The 15,943-nt window shown below is 75.2% G+C and carries 17 protein-coding genes and 1 pseudogene; 11 read left to right on the top strand and 7 right to left on the bottom strand.

The features are described 5' to 3' along the window. Nucleotides 1–398, top strand: a pseudogene (locus AB0B41_RS26040) (hypothetical protein); the annotation flags it as partial. A 131-nt stretch (nucleotides 399–529) separates the two neighbouring features. Further along, complete coding sequence (locus AB0B41_RS26035) at nucleotides 530–1,915, top strand: GAF domain-containing protein (protein WP_358207759.1); 1,386 nt, start codon at nucleotides 530–532, stop codon at nucleotides 1,913–1,915. Nucleotides 1,916–1,921: 6 nt separating this feature from the next. On the opposite strand, the gene AB0B41_RS26030 is transcribed toward AB0B41_RS26035, so the two are convergent. Continuing rightward, nucleotides 1,922–2,215 (bottom strand): hypothetical protein, encoded by a 294-nt coding sequence (locus tag AB0B41_RS26030; RefSeq protein WP_358207757.1) that lies wholly within the window; start codon nucleotides 2,213–2,215, stop codon nucleotides 1,922–1,924. 229 nt (nucleotides 2,216–2,444) lie between these two features. Between AB0B41_RS26030 and AB0B41_RS26025 the strand changes: the two genes are divergently transcribed. Genes AB0B41_RS26025 through AB0B41_RS26010 form a run of 4 tightly spaced genes read left to right on the top strand, consistent with a single transcriptional unit; the run spans nucleotide 2,445 to nucleotide 5,284 of the window. Beyond that, nucleotides 2,445–3,140, top strand: a complete 696-nt coding sequence (locus tag AB0B41_RS26025; protein WP_358207755.1) for a ThuA domain-containing protein — start codon at nucleotides 2,445–2,447, stop codon at nucleotides 3,138–3,140. Next, nucleotides 3,133–3,993: a TIM barrel protein gene (locus tag AB0B41_RS26020; protein WP_358207753.1), complete on the top strand. Its 861-nt coding sequence runs from the start codon at nucleotides 3,133–3,135 to the stop codon at nucleotides 3,991–3,993. The genes AB0B41_RS26025 and AB0B41_RS26020 overlap by 8 nt, the downstream gene beginning before the upstream one ends. Before the next feature lies 1 nt (nucleotide 3,994). Continuing rightward, nucleotides 3,995–4,753, top strand: a complete 759-nt coding sequence (locus tag AB0B41_RS26015) for an SDR family oxidoreductase (RefSeq protein ID WP_358207751.1) — start codon at nucleotides 3,995–3,997, stop codon at nucleotides 4,751–4,753. Between the two features lie 39 nt (nucleotides 4,754–4,792). Continuing rightward, on the top strand, nucleotides 4,793–5,284 hold the full coding sequence (locus tag AB0B41_RS26010; protein WP_358207749.1) for an alcohol dehydrogenase catalytic domain-containing protein: 492 nt from the start codon (nucleotides 4,793–4,795) through the stop codon (nucleotides 5,282–5,284). Nucleotides 5,285–5,296: 12 nt separating this feature from the next. On the opposite strand, the gene AB0B41_RS26005 is transcribed toward AB0B41_RS26010, so the two are convergent. Together AB0B41_RS26005 and AB0B41_RS26000 are read right to left on the bottom strand one after the other, a co-directional pair. Next, on the bottom strand, nucleotides 5,297–6,178 hold the full coding sequence (locus AB0B41_RS26005) for a helix-turn-helix domain-containing protein (RefSeq protein WP_358207747.1): 882 nt from the start codon (nucleotides 6,176–6,178) through the stop codon (nucleotides 5,297–5,299). 60 nt (nucleotides 6,179–6,238) lie between these two features. After that, a complete protein-coding gene (locus tag AB0B41_RS26000; RefSeq protein WP_358207745.1) occupies nucleotides 6,239–7,039 on the bottom strand; it encodes an SDR family NAD(P)-dependent oxidoreductase in 801 nt (266 codons plus the stop codon). A gap of 199 nt (nucleotides 7,040–7,238) precedes the next feature. On the opposite strand from AB0B41_RS26000, the gene AB0B41_RS25995 reads away from it, so the two are divergent. Beyond that, nucleotides 7,239–8,597, top strand: a complete 1,359-nt coding sequence (locus AB0B41_RS25995; RefSeq protein ID WP_358207743.1) for an amidohydrolase family protein — start codon at nucleotides 7,239–7,241, stop codon at nucleotides 8,595–8,597. Beyond that, complete coding sequence (locus tag AB0B41_RS25990) at nucleotides 8,590–9,621, top strand: amidohydrolase family protein (protein ID WP_358207741.1); 1,032 nt, start codon at nucleotides 8,590–8,592, stop codon at nucleotides 9,619–9,621. Before AB0B41_RS25995 ends, AB0B41_RS25990 begins: the two co-directional genes overlap by 8 nt. Here the strand turns inward: AB0B41_RS25990 and AB0B41_RS25985 are convergent. The 4 genes from AB0B41_RS25985 to AB0B41_RS25970 are packed head-to-tail and all read right to left on the bottom strand — an operon-like array spanning nucleotide 9,618 to nucleotide 13,048. Beyond that, entirely contained in the window at nucleotides 9,618–10,829 is a 1,212-nt protein-coding gene (locus AB0B41_RS25985) for an MFS transporter (protein ID WP_358207739.1), read from the bottom strand. The two genes, AB0B41_RS25990 and AB0B41_RS25985, sit on opposite strands and share 4 nt — an antisense overlap. A gap of 11 nt (nucleotides 10,830–10,840) precedes the next feature. Then, complete coding sequence (locus AB0B41_RS25980; RefSeq protein ID WP_358207737.1) at nucleotides 10,841–11,587, bottom strand: SDR family oxidoreductase; 747 nt, start codon at nucleotides 11,585–11,587, stop codon at nucleotides 10,841–10,843. A gap of 13 nt (nucleotides 11,588–11,600) precedes the next feature. Then, nucleotides 11,601–11,825, bottom strand: a complete 225-nt coding sequence (locus AB0B41_RS25975; protein WP_358207735.1) for a (4Fe-4S)-binding protein — start codon at nucleotides 11,823–11,825, stop codon at nucleotides 11,601–11,603. Continuing rightward, nucleotides 11,822–13,048: a cytochrome P450 gene (locus AB0B41_RS25970; protein ID WP_358207733.1), complete on the bottom strand. Its 1,227-nt coding sequence runs from the start codon at nucleotides 13,046–13,048 to the stop codon at nucleotides 11,822–11,824. Before AB0B41_RS25970 ends, AB0B41_RS25975 begins: the two co-directional genes overlap by 4 nt. A gap of 217 nt (nucleotides 13,049–13,265) precedes the next feature. Between AB0B41_RS25970 and AB0B41_RS25965 the strand changes: the two genes are divergently transcribed. From AB0B41_RS25965 to AB0B41_RS25955, 3 genes are read left to right on the top strand one after another with little or no spacing between them, the layout of a single operon-like run. After that, nucleotides 13,266–14,483, top strand: a complete 1,218-nt coding sequence (locus tag AB0B41_RS25965; RefSeq protein ID WP_358207731.1) for a cytochrome P450 — start codon at nucleotides 13,266–13,268, stop codon at nucleotides 14,481–14,483. Continuing rightward, entirely contained in the window at nucleotides 14,480–14,863 is a 384-nt protein-coding gene (locus AB0B41_RS25960; RefSeq protein ID WP_358207729.1) for a limonene-1,2-epoxide hydrolase family protein, read from the top strand. The genes AB0B41_RS25965 and AB0B41_RS25960 overlap by 4 nt, the downstream gene beginning before the upstream one ends. Next, nucleotides 14,860–15,837, top strand: coding sequence for an LLM class flavin-dependent oxidoreductase (locus tag AB0B41_RS25955; protein ID WP_358207727.1), 978 nt, complete (start codon nucleotides 14,860–14,862; stop codon nucleotides 15,835–15,837). Before AB0B41_RS25960 ends, AB0B41_RS25955 begins: the two co-directional genes overlap by 4 nt. Nucleotides 15,838–15,943: the final 106 nt, after the last annotated feature.

Raw genomic sequence — 15,943 nt, 5'->3', positions numbered from 1 at the left:
CCGCGGGGGCGGCGGAGCCGGCGTCGGCCGGCATCCGGGACGCGACAGTGCTGCCCGCGCCGCCCGTGACGGTCCCGGTGCTGGCCGAGGCCGCGGCAGGCGCGCAGGCCCAGGCCACGAGGGTCCTGCGGGCCTCCGCGCACGCCGCCTCCCGGGGCGTCCCGCAGCCGCCGCCGTGCCCGCCCGCCGACGCCCCCGGACCCGCTCCCGGCGCCGATGCGGACGATCCGGGCACCGAGGTCGACACCCGGCACCGGACCTGGGACCGGGACCGGCACGACCGGTGGGACGACACGTGGGACGACACGTGGGACGACTCGGGGGACGACTCGGACGGCGAGTACCGGTACGCCGACACCCACCGTGACGACGCGTGGGAGGCCGACCGCTGGTCCTGAGCCCGGCGCCGCGCCGGTCGGACTCCTGGACAGCGCCCGCCACCGGGCCCATAGTGGGACGTCTCGCCGCCCGGGCCGTGCCCCCCGAGCGGTCGGTGGGAGCCCCTCGAGCGAACGGGTGGTGACGGCCGGTGGTGCAGGTGCGGCCGCAGAACGGCAACGGCCTGGGGGGGCCGGGCGATGACGACCCGGATGCCGACCTGGGCTTCATCGACGTGCCCCGGCTCGAGCTCGACCAGCTCCTCGAGCAGATCGTCGAGCGCGCCGAGGAGGTCATGGCGAGCCAGGGCAGGCTGCGCGGCCTGCTGCGCGCCCACCGCGCGGTCGGCGCGGACCTCGAGCTACCGGTCGTCCTACGGCGCGTCGTCACCGAGGCCCGCGCGCTGGTCGGCGCCCGCTACGCGGCGCTCGGCGTGCTCGGCGCCGACGGCCACCTCGTCGAGTTCCTGCACGAGGGCATGGACGACGAGGCGGTCCGGGCGATCGGCCGGCCCCCGCGCGGCGAGGGCCTGCTCGGCGCGCTCATCGAGGACCCGCACCCCATCCGGCTCGCGGCCCTGCACGACGACCCGCGCTTCGCCGGGTTCCCGCCCGGTCATCCGCCGATGACCAGCTTCCTCGGCGTGCCGATCCGCGTCCGCAGCGAGGTGTTCGGCAACCTCTACCTCACCGACCGGCAGTCCGGCGGCGGCTTCAGCGCGGACGACGAGGAGCTGGTCCAGGCCCTGGCGACCTCGGCCGCGGTGGCGATCGAGAACGCCATGCTGTTCGCCGAGACCCGGCGCCGGCAGGCCTGGCAGGCGGCGTCGACGCAGGTCGCGACGGACCTGCTCGCCGGCGAGGAGCCCGCGGAGGTGCTGGAGGGGTTGGTCGCGACGCTGCGCGACCTCAGCGACAGCGACGGCGCGGCCCTGCTGGTGCCGGCCGAGGGGGCCGGCGAGTTCCTGGTGGCGGTGGCCGAGGGCGACTCCCTCACCGAGGTCGAGAACACCCGCCTGCGGGCCCGGGACAGCGCGGCGGGCCGGGCGTTGATGGCCGGGAGGGTGGTGGCGAGCTCCGACGCCGCGGCGGACCCGCGGCTCGTCGGTGTCCCGCTGGAGCGGCTCGACGTCGGTCCCGCGCTGGTGGCGCCGCTGGCCGCGGCCGGCGCCCCGCGGGGCGCGCTCGCGGTGTGCCGGCGCCGCGGCCGCGAGCCCTACCGGCGGGAGGACCTCGACGCCGTCGCCTCGCTGGCCGGGCACGCCGGCCTCGTCGCCGCCTACGCCCGTGTGCGGGTGGAGCAGGAGCTGCGTCGCAGGCTCGACGACCGCGACCGGATCGCCGACGACCTCAACACCTCGGTCATCACCGAGCTCCTCGCCGTGGCCACGGACCTCACCGGCCTCGCGGGCAGCGTCACCTCGTCGGTGCACCGCGCCAAGCTGCTGGCCCAGGCGGACCGCCTCGACCGCGTGGCCCGCGGCATCGGGTCGAGCGTGTTCGACCTCGACCGGCCGGAGGACCCCCGGGTCGGCTGACGGCGGTCAGCCCGCGGCGGGCTGGCCGAGCGCCGCCCGGGCCCGGACGATCGCCGCCCGCACCGCCTCGGCCGTGTCGTCGCGGTTCAGGTCCGTGAGGATGTCGCACACCGTGGCCAGCCGGTCCCGGATCCGCCCGGCCGGCACCGTCGCGACGGCCGCCCGCGCCTGGTCGAGGGCGGCCAGCCGGGTGGCCGGCGGGGCGCCCCGCCGGTCCAGGTCCAGGCAGAGCCGCACGAGCAGGGCGGCCCGCTCGGCCCCGACCCTGCTCGGACGTACCGGCTCGGACACCTCGTGCATCGGACCTCCTCCCGCCACCGCTGCGGCAGACGGCGGAAGCCTGACCGACGCGGCAGGCCGACGACAGGGACCACCGGCCCTCCCGGCAGGGCCGGGCGGACCCTGAGCCGGTACCCGGGCACGCCCCGGGGAGAGCGCCGCCGCGCTGGATCCGGGGCCGTCGCCCCGCTAGGGTCGCAGTAGTCGTCAGCCTTGTGACGACGGGCCGACGACGTCGTGGAGGTGGACCGTGCGCGCGGTGGTGCTGTCCGGCGGGCTCACCCACGACTTCCCGGCCACCACCGCCTGCCTGGAGACCCTGCTCGACGAGGCCGGGTTCGCCGTCGAGATCCACACCGGCACGGCCGGCGTCGACTCGGCCCTGGAGGCGCTGCCCGGCGCGGCCCTGTTCGTCGTGAACGCCCTGCGGTGGTCGATGACCGGCCCCGGGACCCCGGACCGCTACCGGGACCGCGCCGCCGAGGAGGGCGCGAGCCCCTCCCCCGCGGCCCGGGAGGCCCTGGCGGCGCACCTCGCCGCGGGCGGTGGTGTCCTCGGGATGCACACCGCCGCCATCTGCTTCGACGACTGGCCGGAGTGGGGGGACGCGCTGGGCGGCCACTGGGAGTGGGGGCACTCGCACCACCCGCCGCTCGGTCCCGAGGTCGCCGTCACGGTCGCGGCGGAGCACCCGCTCGTCGCGGGCGTCGACGACTTCGCGATCGTCGACGAGGTGTACGGCGACCTGCGCACCCGGCAGGTCACCGGCCTGCTGCACGCGGCCACGCCGGGCACGGACGGGCCGCCGCGGCCGCTGTTGTGGGCCCGCGAGCACGGCGGCGGGCGGGTCGTCTACGACGCCCTCGGCCACCACCCGCCCTCCTACGAGGTCCCCGCGCACCGGGAGATCGTGCGCCGCGCCCTGCGCTGGACCACCCGTGGCTGAGCCCGCCGAGCCGTCTGCCGCGCCGTCCCTCCCGACACCGTCCCTCCCGGCGCCGTCCCTCCCGGCGCCGTCCCTCCCGGCGCTTTCCCTCTCGGCGCTGTCCCTCTCGGCGGGCAGCGTCCTCGAGCTCACGCCCGACGGCGTGGTCCGGTGCGCCGCCGAGGCCGGGTTCCCGCTGGCAGGCGTGCGGTTCACCGATCCCCGCGCCCAGGCGCCCGCGGTCGCCGACGCGGTGCGACGCACCGGCGTCCGGCTGCTCGACGTCGAGGTCGTGCGGCTCGGCCCCGCCGGCGTCACGGACGCGGACCGCCGGCTCGCCGACACCGCGGCCGTCCTCGACGCGGCCTTCCTGCTGACCGTCTCCGAGGACCCCGACGAGGCCCGGACCACGGCGTCGGTCGCCGCGCTCGCCGAGGTCCTGGCCGGCTCCGCCACCCGGATCGCCCTGGAGCCCATGGCCTTCACCGCCGTCCGCTCGCGGGCGGCCGCCGAGCGGATCGCCCGCGCCGTACCGGGCACCGTCGTGCTGCCCGACGCGCTGCACCTGCACCGCATGCGCGAACCCCTCGACGCGCCGTGGCCGGCCGGGCTCGTCGGCTACGCCCAGCTGACGGACGTCGGGCCGGCGGCGCACCCCGGCGGCACGGAGCTGCTCGCCCACGAGGCGCGGCACGACCGGGTGCCGCCCGGCGAGGGCGTGCTGGACCTGGCGGGGTTCCTCGCCGCCCTGCCGGCGGGAGTGCCGCTCGCCGTCGAGGTGCAGTCCGACGTCCTCGCGGCCGAGCACGCGCCGCTCGACCGCGCGGTGCTGCTGCGCAAGGCCGCGTCCGCGGTCGTCACCGGAGGGAGCTGACGTGGGTCGCCCGATCGACGGCATGTCCGTGCTGGTCACCGGGGGTGGTTCCGGTATCGGCGAGGCCGTGGTGCACCGGCTGGCCAAGGCCGGCGCGCGGGTCACGCTCTCCGGGCGCCGCGCCGCCAAGGTCGAGGCGGTCGCGGCCGCCGCCGGCGCGCACGGGGTCGTCGGCGACGTCACCGTGGCGGCCGACCGGGCAGCCATGGTGGCCGCGGCGGTGGCGCACGGCGGCGGGCTCGACGCCGTGGTGCACGGCGCCGGCAACATGTACCGCGGCGCGCTCGAGGAGCTCACCGAGGAGGAGCTGCACGCCGTCTTCGCCTCCAACACGATCGGCCCGATGCTGCTCACCGGGCTCGCCCTGCCGCACCTGCGGGAGTCCCGCGGCGCGATCGTGTTCTTCGGGTCCGTGCACACCCAGCGCGCCTTCCCCGGCGCCTCCCCCTACGCCGCCACCAAGGGGGCGCTGGAGACGTTGACCGGTGTGCTCGCCGCGGAGCTGGGGCCGCAGGGCGTCCGGGTCGGGTGCGTGCGGCCGGGCGGGGTGCTCACCGAGATCAACCAGCGCGCCGGCCTGTTCGACGACGCCCAGGCCGCCGAACGCATGGAATCCCTCGGCCCTGCCCACGCCCTCGGCCGCCCGGGCACCACGGACGAGGTCGCCGAGGCGGTCGAGTACCTGCTCGCCGCGGAGTGGGCCACGGGCGCGGTGCTCACCATCGACGGCGGCCTGAGCCTGGGCGTCACGAACGCGTAGCCACCGCCCCGCGCCGCACACTCCCGAGGAGGCCCGCCGATGCGCGCCGCCGTGACCACCGCCCTTGGCTCGATCGCGGTCGAGCAGGTGCCCGACCCCGATCCCGGGCCGGGCGACGCCGTCGTCGACGTGGGCGCGGTGGGGCTGTGCGGCACGGACCTGCACATGTTCCTCGGCGAGCGGCACGACACCGGCTTCCCGCTCCGCCAGGGCCACGAGGTCGGCGGCACGCTCGCCGCGCTCCCCCGCGGCTACGACGGCCCGTTGCGGGTCGGGCAGACCGTCGCCGTCGATCCCGCGATCCCCTGCGGGCGCTGCCGGCCCTGCACGCGTGGCGCCTGGCCGGCCTGCACCGCCTTCCGCGCGCTCGGGGTGGCGCTGCCGGGCGGCCTGGCCGACCGGCTCGTCGTCCCCGCGAGGCAGCTCCACGGCGCCGACGGCCTGACCGCCGTCGAGGCCGCCCTCGTCGAGCCGTTCGGGGACGCGATCGAGCACCCGGAGGACGCCGTGAAGGTCCTGGTGACGCCCTAGACGATCACGGGATCAGGCGCGGCGCCCCCGGCGCGGCGGGGCCGACGCCCCGCCCGGCCCGCGGGCCAGCAGGGCCGCCGGGATGCCGTGGTCGGCGCGCAGCTTGCGCAGCGCGGGATCGGACTTCCAGAAGGTCTCGAAGTCCTCCGGCGCGAACTTCTCCGCGATCAGGTGCATGGCGATGTCGTGCCGCACGTACTCGACGGCCACCAGCACCACGGCCGGGTCGTCGGTGTAGACCCCCCACGCGTCCCCGTCGACGACCCCGCCGATCACCGCCTGCTCGCGGTCCGCGGCGACCACCAGCAGCCGGCAGCCGAGGTTCTCCAGGACCACCTCGGGCGAGGAGAACCGGTGCGGGTAGGTCGTGCCGACGGGCTCGGGGTCCTCGCCGAAGGCCACCACGGTGACCTCGACGCCCTCGGCGTCCGCCCGGCGCACCGTGCTCTTCAGCGGCGCGATCTCGGCGGGCCAGCCGGAGAGGAACAGGTCGGTGCGGGCCGCGGCCACGACGTCCTCCGCCCGGGCGAGCAGAGACTCCCGGTCGGACAGGTTGTGCACCAACCGCACCTGCGACGGGGCAGCGACCTGCGGGAGGGCAGAGCTCAGGGCGTCGATCGACTGGTCGAACTCGCGGCGCAGGCGGTCCAGCAGCGCGGACGGCGGCAGCGAGATGTAGCCGACGCCCTCCCCCGCCCGCACCTCGTACGCCGCACCCCGTGCGACCAGCTTCGCGAGCGTCTCGTACACCGTGGAGCGTGGGACGCCGGAGCGCTTGGCGACCTCGTAGCCGTTCAGCGGGGTCCCCGCCGCGACGAGGGCGACATAGGCCTTCGCCTCGTAGCCGGACATCCCGAGGCGCTGCAGCTCCTCGACCACGCTCTGCTGGGACATGTGGCCATCGTCCCATCCGGACCGTGCGGCCCGGGACTGCCCCGCGACCATGATGTGCTGCTAATCCTCGGGGGCCGCGGCGTCGTCGTCCACGCCCACCGAGTCCACCGACTTCGGCCGCGGCATGGACGCGAGCGCCGTCTTGGTGATGCCGCCGTCCACGGCGAGCGTCTGCCCGGAGATGTAGCCGGCCTTGGGCGAACCGAGGAACAGCACGGCGTCGGCCACGTCGTCGGCCGTGCCGAGCCGGCCCAGCGGCACCCGCGCCTGACGCAGCCGCCGGACCTCCTCGTCGGCGTAGATGGCGTCGGACATCCCGGCGTTGATCAGGCCGGGCGCCACGCAGTTGACCCGGACCCCCTGGCCCGACCACTCGAGCGCCATGTGCTCGGTGAGCTTCACGATCCCGGCCTTCGACGCCGTGTAGGCGCCGGCGTTGGGCGCCGCCGCGATGCCGTTGATCGAGGCCATGTTCACGATCGCGCCGCCGCCGGCCTCGATCATCCGCGCGGCCACCGCCCGGCCGACCAGGAAGGTGCCGGTCAGGTTCACGTCCACCGCCGCCCGCCACTCCGCGGCCGGCAGCGTGAGCAGCGGGCCGAAGCGGGCGATGCCGGCGTTGTTCACGAGCAGCGACGGCGCCTCCGGCAGCGCGGCGACGGCCGCGGCGACCGAGTCCTCGTCCGCGACGTCGACGACCGTCGGCACGCAGGCCGAGCCCAGTTCGGCGGCCAGCGCGTCGAGGCCGGCGGCGTCGACGTCCCAGGCCGCGACCCGGTACCCCTCCTTGACGGCGTGCCGGGTGATGACGGCACCGATCCCGTTGCCGGCCCCGGTGACCACGGCCCATCCACGCGTCACGGCACACTTCCCCTCGTCGGACGTCCGCCCGGGCCGCGCGCGGCGTCGATGCGGCGTTGGTTCTCTGACGACGCTAGCCCCCGGGCGGCCCGCACGTCCACGTTTCCGGGCCGGAAGCGCCCCCGAGCGCGTAGTCGTCATGCTTCTGACGGCGTATGGTGCGGGACGTCCCCCACACGACGACGTTCCGGGAGGCCCCGTGGGCGGCAGCATCCTGATCAGCGGCGGCACGCTCGTCGACGGCACCGGCACGGCGGCCCGGCCGGACGAGGCGGTCCTGATCCGGGAGGGCCGGGTCACGGCCCTCGGCGCGCAGGCACTGGCGGAGGCCGAGGCGAGCGGCGTCGACGAGCGGGTCGACGCCACCGGCAAGACCGTCATGCCCGGCCTGATCGACGCGCACACCCATCTCACGTTCGGCGAGCCCACCGGCAACGACGAGCTCTTCCACCACCGCACCGAGGCCTACAGCTCGATGCTCTCCGCCTACAACGCGCGCAAGGTGCTGCGGGCGGGCGTGACGAGCGTGCTCGACGCGGACTGCCTGTGGAACATCGGCTGCGAGCTGCGGGACGCCATCGAGGCCGGGATCGTCGAGGGCCCGCGGATGCGCGCGGGCGGCCAGGCGCTGATGACCATGCTGGGCGGCACCGCCGGCCGGATGATCAAGGACGAGGGCCGTACCGGTTACGCCACCGTCGTCACCGGGCGGGACGTGATGATCAACGAGATCCGCCGCCAGATCAAGTACGGCGTCGACTGGATCAAGATCATGGTCACCGGGCTGATCCCGTCGATGAAGGGGCCGGAGGTCAAGGTCTGGAACCTCGACGAGCTGCGGACCGTCTGCGACACCGCGCACGAGCTGAACACCAAGGTCGTGGCGCACTGCCGGAACTCGGACTCCACCCGGGACGCGGCGCGGGCGGGCGTCGACCTGATCTACCACGCCTCCTACCTGGACGACGAGGCGATCGAGGCCGTCGTCGAGGCGGGCTCGGCCATGTGCCCCACCTTCACCCTGCTCGGCAACCTCGCCGACTACGGCGAGAAGGTCGGCACCGCGCCGGAGCTGCTGGACGTGTTCCGGGCCGAGATCGAGGTGACGGCCCGGCAGCTCACCAAGGCGCACGCCGCGGGCGTCACGTTCCTGACCGGCTCGGAGACGGGCTTCGCGGTCACCCCGGTCGGCGAGTGGCACGCCCGCGAGCTCGAGATGTTCGTGGAGTACATGGGCATGTCGCCGATGGAGGCGATCGTGGCCGCCACCCGCAACGGCGCCTTCGCGATGCGGATGGACGACGTCGGGACGCTCGAGAAGGGCAAGATCGCGGACGTCCTGGTGATCGACGGCGACCCGCTCGCCGACGTGCGGATCCTGCAGGACAGGACCCGGATCCACGAGGTCGTCAAGGACGGGAGGCGGATCGACCTGACCGCGCCGATCCCGGAGCACAAGCCCCGCTCGTCCGACCAGGTGCGGTTCCTCGCCGCCTGCCCGCTGACCCGCTCGCTGGCCCTCACCGAGGAGCAGCTCGAGCGGATGTCGCATGTCTGAGCCGGTCGACGGGACCCGCGTGATCGACGTCCACGCCCACGCCGTGCTCGCCATGACGGAGGGCGCGGCGGGGCCGGCAGGACCGGAGCTGGGCACCGCCCCGGACGGCACGCCCTTCTACCGCGTCGGCGACTACCGGCTGCACGGCGTGAAGTACGTGGGCAGCCCGTTCATGGACGTCGACGTGCGGCTGGCGGCCATGGACGCCGCCGGGATCGACCTGCAGGTCCTGTCCCCCAACCCGATCACCTACTTCGACGGCCTGCCCGCCGCCGACGCGGCGGCGTACGCCCGCGCGCACAACGACGCCCTGGCCGAGCTCGTCGGCAAGCACCCGGGGCGGTTGCTCGCGACCGCGCAGCTGCCGGTGCAGGACGTCGCCGCGGCGGTGGCGGAGGCCCGGCGCGCCGTGCGGGACCTGGGGATGTCCGGGGTCTACATCGACACCGACCCGGCGGGCCGGACGCTCGACGACCCGGCACTGGACCCGTTGTACGAGGCCCTGGTGGACCTCGACGTCCCGCTGTTCGTCCACCCGTCGCCGCTGGGTACGAACGGGCCCGCGGACGACCCACGGCTGCGCCGGTTCGATCTCGACCTCATGCTCGGCTTCGCCTACGACGAGACCCTCGCCGTGGCGGCGCTGGTGTTCGGCGGGGTGCTGGAGCGGCACCCGGGGCTCGACGCGTGCGTGTCCCACGGCGGGGGCGCCGCGGCGTTCCTGTCCGGGCGCTTCGCCCGGGCCGTCGCGAAGCGGGCCTGGGTCAGCCAGGCGCTGCGGGACAACGGGTTCGACCACTACTACCGGCGGATCTGGTTCGACACCCACGTGCACGACGAACTGTCACTCGAGCTCCTCGTGGCCCACGCGGGCATCGACCGCCTCGTCCTCGGCACCAACTTCGCGGGCTGGGACTCCGGCGGGGACGACCACCCCGCCGGAGCCCTCGCGCAGACGCTCACCCGCAACGCCGCCCGCCTGCTCCGGCTCGAGTCGGCTCCAGTCGGCTCCGGTCGGTTCTAGACGGTGCGCAGCGGGCGGCCGGCGGTCTCCCGGACCGCCAGCACCGCCGGCAGCGAGACCAGGGCCAGGACCATCACGTAGACCGCGCCGACCATGGTGCTGCCCGTGACCCCGCCGAGCCAGGTCAGCAGGTACGGGGCCGATCCGCCGAACAGCGCCACGGACAGGTTGTAGGTGATGCCGTGGCCGGTCACGCGGACCTTCGTCGGGAACATCTCGGTGAGCGTCGAGTTGGTGACGGCCGCGTAGCCGCCCGCCAGGAAGCCGAACACCACGAGCCCGACCGAGATCAGCCCGAACGAACCGGACGTGATCAGCAGGAACGCCGGCCAGGACAGCACGAGCAGCCCGACGCCGCTGATCAGCAGCACCGGCCGCCGGCCGACGCGGTCCGACCACCAGGACCCGAGCACCTCGGCGAGCAGGCACGCGGCCAGTGCGATCACGGACGGCGCGAAGGCCTGGAACCCGGTGAGCTGCAGGCTCTTCGACGCGAAGCTCGGCAGGTAACCGACGATCATGTAGAACGACGACGCGTTCACCGCGATCAGCAAGAACGACTTCACCAGCAGCCGGACGTTCTCCCGGCCGGTCAGCGCGGCCCCGATCGGGTTGGCCTCGCGCGCCCGCTCCTCCTTCAGCGCGAGGAAGTGCGGCGTCTCGTCGAGCCGGCGCCGGATGTAGAGCCCGATGACACCCATGGGCAGCGCGACGAGCAGCGGCAGCCGCCAGCCCCAGGCCTGCATCTGCTCGGTGGACAGGACCAGCAGCAGGATCCCCGGGAACAGGCTGCCCAGCAGGGTGCCGACCACCGAGCCGACAGAGATCAGCCCGACGTACAGGCCGCGGCGGTGCAACGGCGAGTGCTCGGCGATGAACGACACCGCCCCGGAGATCTCGCCGCCGGCGGAGACGCCCTGCAGGAACCGCAGCGCGATCAGCAGGATCGGGGCCGCGACGCCGATCGTCGCGTACCCCGGCAGCACGCCCATCAGCGTGGTCGCGACGGACATGAGCAGGACGGTGAGCGCGAGCGTGCGCTTGCGGCCGATCCGGTCGCCGAGCGCGCCCCACACGAACCCGCCGAGGGGCCGCGCGAAGAAGGCCACGGCGAACACGGCGAGCGAGGACAGCAGCCCCGTCGTCGGGTCGGCCGCGGGGAAGAACACGGCGGCGAGGGTGGTGGCCAGGACCGCGTCGCCGGGCACGGTCCCGGTGGTCAGAGCAACGCCTGGTACGCCCCGCCGTCGAGCGGCACCGCGGCGCCCGTGAGGTAGCCCGCGTGCACCGAGCAGAGGAAGGCGACGACGGCGCCCAGCTCGGCCGGGCGGCCCAGCCGGGCCGCCGGGATCGTGGCGAGTGCGTCGGCGAGCGCGGGCGAGCCGTCCTCGCCGTAGACCGAGCGGACCCGGGCGGTCTCGTGCAGGCCCGGGAGCACGGAGTTGACCGTGACGCCGTCGGCCGCGACCTCCCGCGCCAACGTGCGGAGGAAGCCGGTAGCGCCCGCCCGCGCGGCGTTGGACGGCGCGAGGTTCGGGTACGGCTGCCGCACCCCCAGCGAGGTGATCGCCACGACGCGTCCCCAGCCCCGCTCCCGCATACCCGGCACCGCGGCCCCGCACATGGCGATCACGGCCAGCAGGCTGCGCTCCACCCCGGACCGGTAGTCCTCGAGCGTGGCCGCCAGCGCGGTCCCCGGCACCGGCCCCGGCCCGTTCACCACCAGGATGTCCGGGTCGCCGGCCTCGCGGACGAACTGCTCCGCGCCCTCCGGCCCGGACAGGTCCGCGACCCGCCACTCGGTCCCGCCGCCCAGAGCCCGCGCCGCGGCCTCGGCGCGTCCGGCGTCCGACCCGCAGATCGTGACCCGGGCGCCCTCCGCCACCAGCGCGGCCGCGCTCGCGTAGCCCAGCCCGGCGGTCCCGGCCGCGACGGCGGCGCGCTTCCCCTCGATGCCCAGATCCATCAGCAGGGCTCCCTCAGAAGATGTCGATCTCCTCGCCGGTGTCGGCGTCGTGGACCACCAGCGCCCCCGACGGACAGGCCCGGGCGAGGTCGAGCGCCCGCGCGTCGCCCGGTTCGGGGGCGCCGGGCACCGGCGTGGCGATCTCCTCGTCGTCGAACCGGAAGAGGTCGGGGGCCTCGGCCACGCACTTCCCCGAGCTCATGCACACGTCGCGGTCGACGTCGATCCGGTAGCTCATGTGCCTTCCCCCAGCAGGACGGGATAGGTGCCCCAGTAGGGCCGTGCGGTGGCGGTGTCGCGCTGCGGCGGGTGCTCGGGGTCGCGGCGCACCCCGGCCCGGAACATCCGCTGCACCGCGCCGGTGACCAGGCCGAACAGGTGCTCGTCCGGGTCCGTGCCCGGCCGCGCCACCACGCCCGCGGCCAGGTCCTGCCCGATGCAGACGTGCATGCCCGCGGCGAAGCTCAGCCCGAACGGCGCCACCCCGGGCGGCGGGGTGCGGTGCGGGCGGAACTCGGCGGCGTCGGGGCCGAAGAGCTCCGGGTCCCGGTTGAGGGCCTGCAGGTCGATGACGACCGTGGCGCCCTCCGGGATCTCGACGCCGGATCGCAGGGTCACGGGCGCGAGCGCCCGGCGCATACCCGTAGGGCTGGACGGGTTGAGCCGCACGGTCTCGTGCACCGCGCGCTGCACGAACAACGCGTCGGTCCGCGCCGCTCCGGCGTCCTCGGGATGCTCCTCGAGCCAGCCGAGGAGATGGTCGATCGTCCGCACGAAGGCGGTGGCGCTGGTGTGCGCGCCAGCGAGCAGGAAGAACGCGACCTCGCGGCGGATGACCTCCCACGGCAGGTCGAGCTCGTCCGCGTGGCGCAGCAGGGTGGTCAGGACGTCCCGCGGGACGTCGACCTCCTCGCCGGCGGCCTCGCGCGCCAGCAGGTCGCGGCGCCGGGCGGCGGAGGGGGCGAGGAACTCGGCGTCCCAGTCCTCCAGGGCCTGCGCGACGGCGGTGCGCAGCGCCTCCCGGTCCCCGGTCGCGTGGACCATCGTGGCGCCCTCGATGAAGCGGGCGTTGTAGTCGTAGAGCCGCCCGGTCTCCTCCGGGGTGCCCAGCGGCCGGTCGATCCCCGCGGTGAGCGCGGCCAGGTTGAGCATCAGCTCGTGCCCGAGGTGCACGAGGTCGACCCCGCCCGCGGCCTCGTACCGGGCCAGGGTCCCGTCGGTGACCCGCGGGAACAGCTCGCGCTCGTAGCGCTCGAACACCTCCCGGCGGAACATCCGGTTCTCCACGCGGCGCCGGTCGCGGTGCTCCTGCCCGTGCAGGTTGACCAGCACCCCGGACATGACGACCTCGCCGGCGTCGTACAGCGCCTGGCGGAGGTCCTTGCTGCGGTAGGCGTCGTGCGCGTCGGCGAACGTACTCAGGACGATCGGCGTGGCGGTGGTGCGTACGGGTCCGGCCACGGTGCCGCCTTTCACGAGGTCCCCGGGGACGGTCCGACCCTGACGTGTGGCCCGGGCGGCGTCAAGCCCCTAACGACGCCGGTCTCGCTGTCGGGTCACGGAGGTGACCGGCTCCCTCGTCAACGGACCGAACTCCGCGTCGGACCCCCTCGAACCCGGACGACTCCGGTGCTAGCGTCGTTAGGACTATCACGCCGAGGTGAACCGGGGAACGCCGATGCAGACGATCACCCTCGACGGCTACGCCGAGGTCCGCGAGGCCTACCGTCAGCACGATCTCGAGCAGGCCCTGTACGACGCGGGCGGCGTGGTCATGGCGGACAGCCTCCTCGTGCTGCACGGCGCGGACCACCGCAGGCGTCGCCGGGTGGAGAACCGCCTGTTCCGCCGCGGCACGTTCCGCTACTGGGAGCGGGCGTTCCTGCGGGACGTCGTCACGGACACCCTGGCCCCGTTCGCCGCCGCGGGCCGCGCCGACCTGCTGGAGCTCGGCTACCGCACGATCATGAACCTCACCGCGATGGTGGCCGGGCTGGACAAGCCCACGGGCAGCGCCGAGTCGATCGACACCGCGGTCGACGCGCTGTACCGCTTCGCCAAGAAGTTCTCCGAGGGCGCCACGATCGTGCACACCACGCGCGATCCCGAGGAGGTCCGGGGCGAGGTCGCAGCGGCGCTCGAGGAGTTCGACACGCTCTTCCTGCAGCCCTCGATCGCGCGACGCGAGGCCCTGCTCGCGCAGCTCGCCGCAGGGGAGATCACCGAGGACGACCTGCCCCGGGACGTGCTCACCGCGCTGCTGCGCAACCAGGACGAGCTGGGGATCGACCGGGACGTCGTGCGCCGCGAGTGCGCCTTCTACCTGCAGGCGGGCTCGCACTCGACCGCCGACGCGTTCACGCACGCCGCGGACGACTTCTTCGCCTGGGCGAAGCGGGAGCCGGCTGCGGCGGACAAGGCCCGGCACGACCCGGCGCTGCTGCAGCGCTGCGTCTACGAGACCCTGCGGCTGCACCCGGCCAGCCCCGTCGCGCAGCGCAGGGCGCTCGCCCCGATCAGCCTGCGGGGCGGGACCGAGATCCCGGAGGGCTCGTTCGTGGTCCTCGACATCGCGGCGGCCAACCGGGACCCGGAGGTCTTCGACCGGCCCGAGGTCTACGACCCGCTGCGCGAGGTGCCCGCGGACGTGCCGCGATGGGGCCACGCCTTCGGCGGCGGCATGCACGCCTGCATCGGCACGGAGCTGGCCGGCGGCGTGCCCGCGCCCGAGGGTCATCCGGTGAGCGAGTCCGAGCGGGTGCTCGGCACCGTCACCCTCATGCTGGAGGCGCTGCTCGCGGCGGGCGGACGGCCGGATCCGGACGCCGCCCCGCAGCGGGACCCGCACTCGGCGCGGGACCACTTCGCGTCGTACCCGGTGGTCTTCGAGGGATGAGCGCGCGGGCGGTCGTCGAGAGGTTCCTCGCCGCGGTGGGGGCGGGCGACGCCGAGGCGGCCGCGGCCTGCTTCGCCCCGGACGCCACCTACGCGAACATGCCCCATCCGCCGGTCCGCGGGCCGGAGGGGGTGCGGCGGCTGCTCGCCCCGATCCTCGACCGGTCCGAGTACGTGGAGTGGGAGATCGTCACGGCGAGCTACGCCGAGCACCGGGCCTGGCTGGAGCGGGTGGACCGGTTCCGCATCGACGGCCGCGAGTACGCCATCGAGTGCAACGGCGTGGTGGAGGTCGACCCGGCCACCGGGCTCATCACGGCCTTCCGGGACTACGTGGACCTGCAGGTCTGGCGGGAGCGGCTCGGGGACGTGCTGGGATGACGCCGAAGGTCGGCGTCGGGCTGTGGAGCGGCCAGGGCGCCGACGCCCGGCAGAGCTACGGCGAGGTCGCCGAGCTCGCGGTGGCGGCCGAGCGGGCCGGCTTCGACACCTTCTGGGTCACCGAGCACCACGGCCTGCCCGACGGCTACCTCCCCTCCCCGCTCACGGTGCTGGCCGCGCTCGCCCCCGTGACCAGCCGGATCACGCTCGGCACCGGCGTGGTCCTCGCCCCGCTGCACCACCCGCTGCGCCTCGCCGAGGACGCCGCCGTGGTCGACCTGCTCAGCGGCGGACGGCTCGTCCTCGGGCTGGGCCTCGGGTACGCCGCCCACGAGTACCGGGCGTTCGGCGTGGACCCGGCGACCCGCGGCGCGCGGCTGGAGGCCCTGGTCGGCGCGCTGCGGCAGGCGTGGACCGGCGAGCCGTTCTCCTGCCCCGTCCTCGGCCTGCAGGACGTCCGCGTCACCCCGGCCCCCGGGCGTCGGATCCCGATCTGGCTCGGCGGGTACGCGGCCGCCGCAGTGGACCGGGCGGGCCGGATCGCCGACGGGCACCTCGTCGGACGGGGCGAACCGGCCATCGTCGATGCCGCGTCCGCGCAGCTCGGGAGCCCGCGCCCCGGGTTCACCCGGGCCGTCACCGTGGCCTGCGTGCTGGACGCCCCCGGCGGTGGCGCCGACTCGGCCCGCGCGGCCTTCGCGATCCAGCAACGGGCCTACGAGGCGATCCAGGCCGGGCGCGCGGTGTACTCGCGCTCGGTCGCCGTCGGGGCGGACGTGGACGCGTACGTGCAGGTCTCGGGCGACGCCGGCGCCGTCGTGGCCGGTCTGCGCGGCGTGCTCGCGGCGCTGCGCGGCTGGCCGGACGTGCACCTCGTCCTGCGGCTGCTGTTCCCCGAGCCGCTGGAGGTGCAGCGGGAGCGGCTCGCGACGTTCGGCAGGGAGATCCTGCCCCGGCTCCGGGAGGGCGCGTGAGGATCGAGGACCGGGCCGCCATCGCCGACGTGATGGCCCTGTACTGCGTCGCCGCACCCACCACCTGCTCGGGCAGAGCCGGGTCACCTTCGACCCGACCGCACGG

The organism is Pseudonocardia sp. NPDC049154 (assembly GCF_040648315.1).
Taxonomy (GTDB): domain Bacteria; phylum Actinomycetota; class Actinomycetes; order Mycobacteriales; family Pseudonocardiaceae; genus Pseudonocardia.
Note: the sequence above shows the minus strand (reverse complement) of the source record. Positions and strands in the feature narration are given on the sequence as shown.

Coding starts and splice junctions, on each gene's coding strand:
- AB0B41_RS26030 (WP_358207757.1), bottom strand. CDS start 2,215: ATGCACGAGGTGTCCGAGCCGGTACGTCCGAGCAGGGTCGGGGCCGAG.
- AB0B41_RS26010 (WP_358207749.1), top strand. CDS start 4,793: ATGCGCGCCGCCGTGACCACCGCCCTTGGCTCGATCGCGGTCGAGCAG.
- AB0B41_RS26005 (WP_358207747.1), bottom strand. CDS start 6,178: ATGTCCCAGCAGAGCGTGGTCGAGGAGCTGCAGCGCCTCGGGATGTCC.
- AB0B41_RS25990 (WP_358207741.1), top strand. CDS start 8,590: ATGTCTGAGCCGGTCGACGGGACCCGCGTGATCGACGTCCACGCCCAC.
- AB0B41_RS25980 (WP_358207737.1), bottom strand. CDS start 11,587: ATGGATCTGGGCATCGAGGGGAAGCGCGCCGCCGTCGCGGCCGGGACC.
- AB0B41_RS25975 (WP_358207735.1), bottom strand. CDS start 11,825: ATGAGCTACCGGATCGACGTCGACCGCGACGTGTGCATGAGCTCGGGG.
- AB0B41_RS25965 (WP_358207731.1), top strand. CDS start 13,266: ATGCAGACGATCACCCTCGACGGCTACGCCGAGGTCCGCGAGGCCTAC.
- AB0B41_RS25960 (WP_358207729.1), top strand. CDS start 14,480: ATGAGCGCGCGGGCGGTCGTCGAGAGGTTCCTCGCCGCGGTGGGGGCG.
- AB0B41_RS25955 (WP_358207727.1), top strand. CDS start 14,860: ATGACGCCGAAGGTCGGCGTCGGGCTGTGGAGCGGCCAGGGCGCCGAC.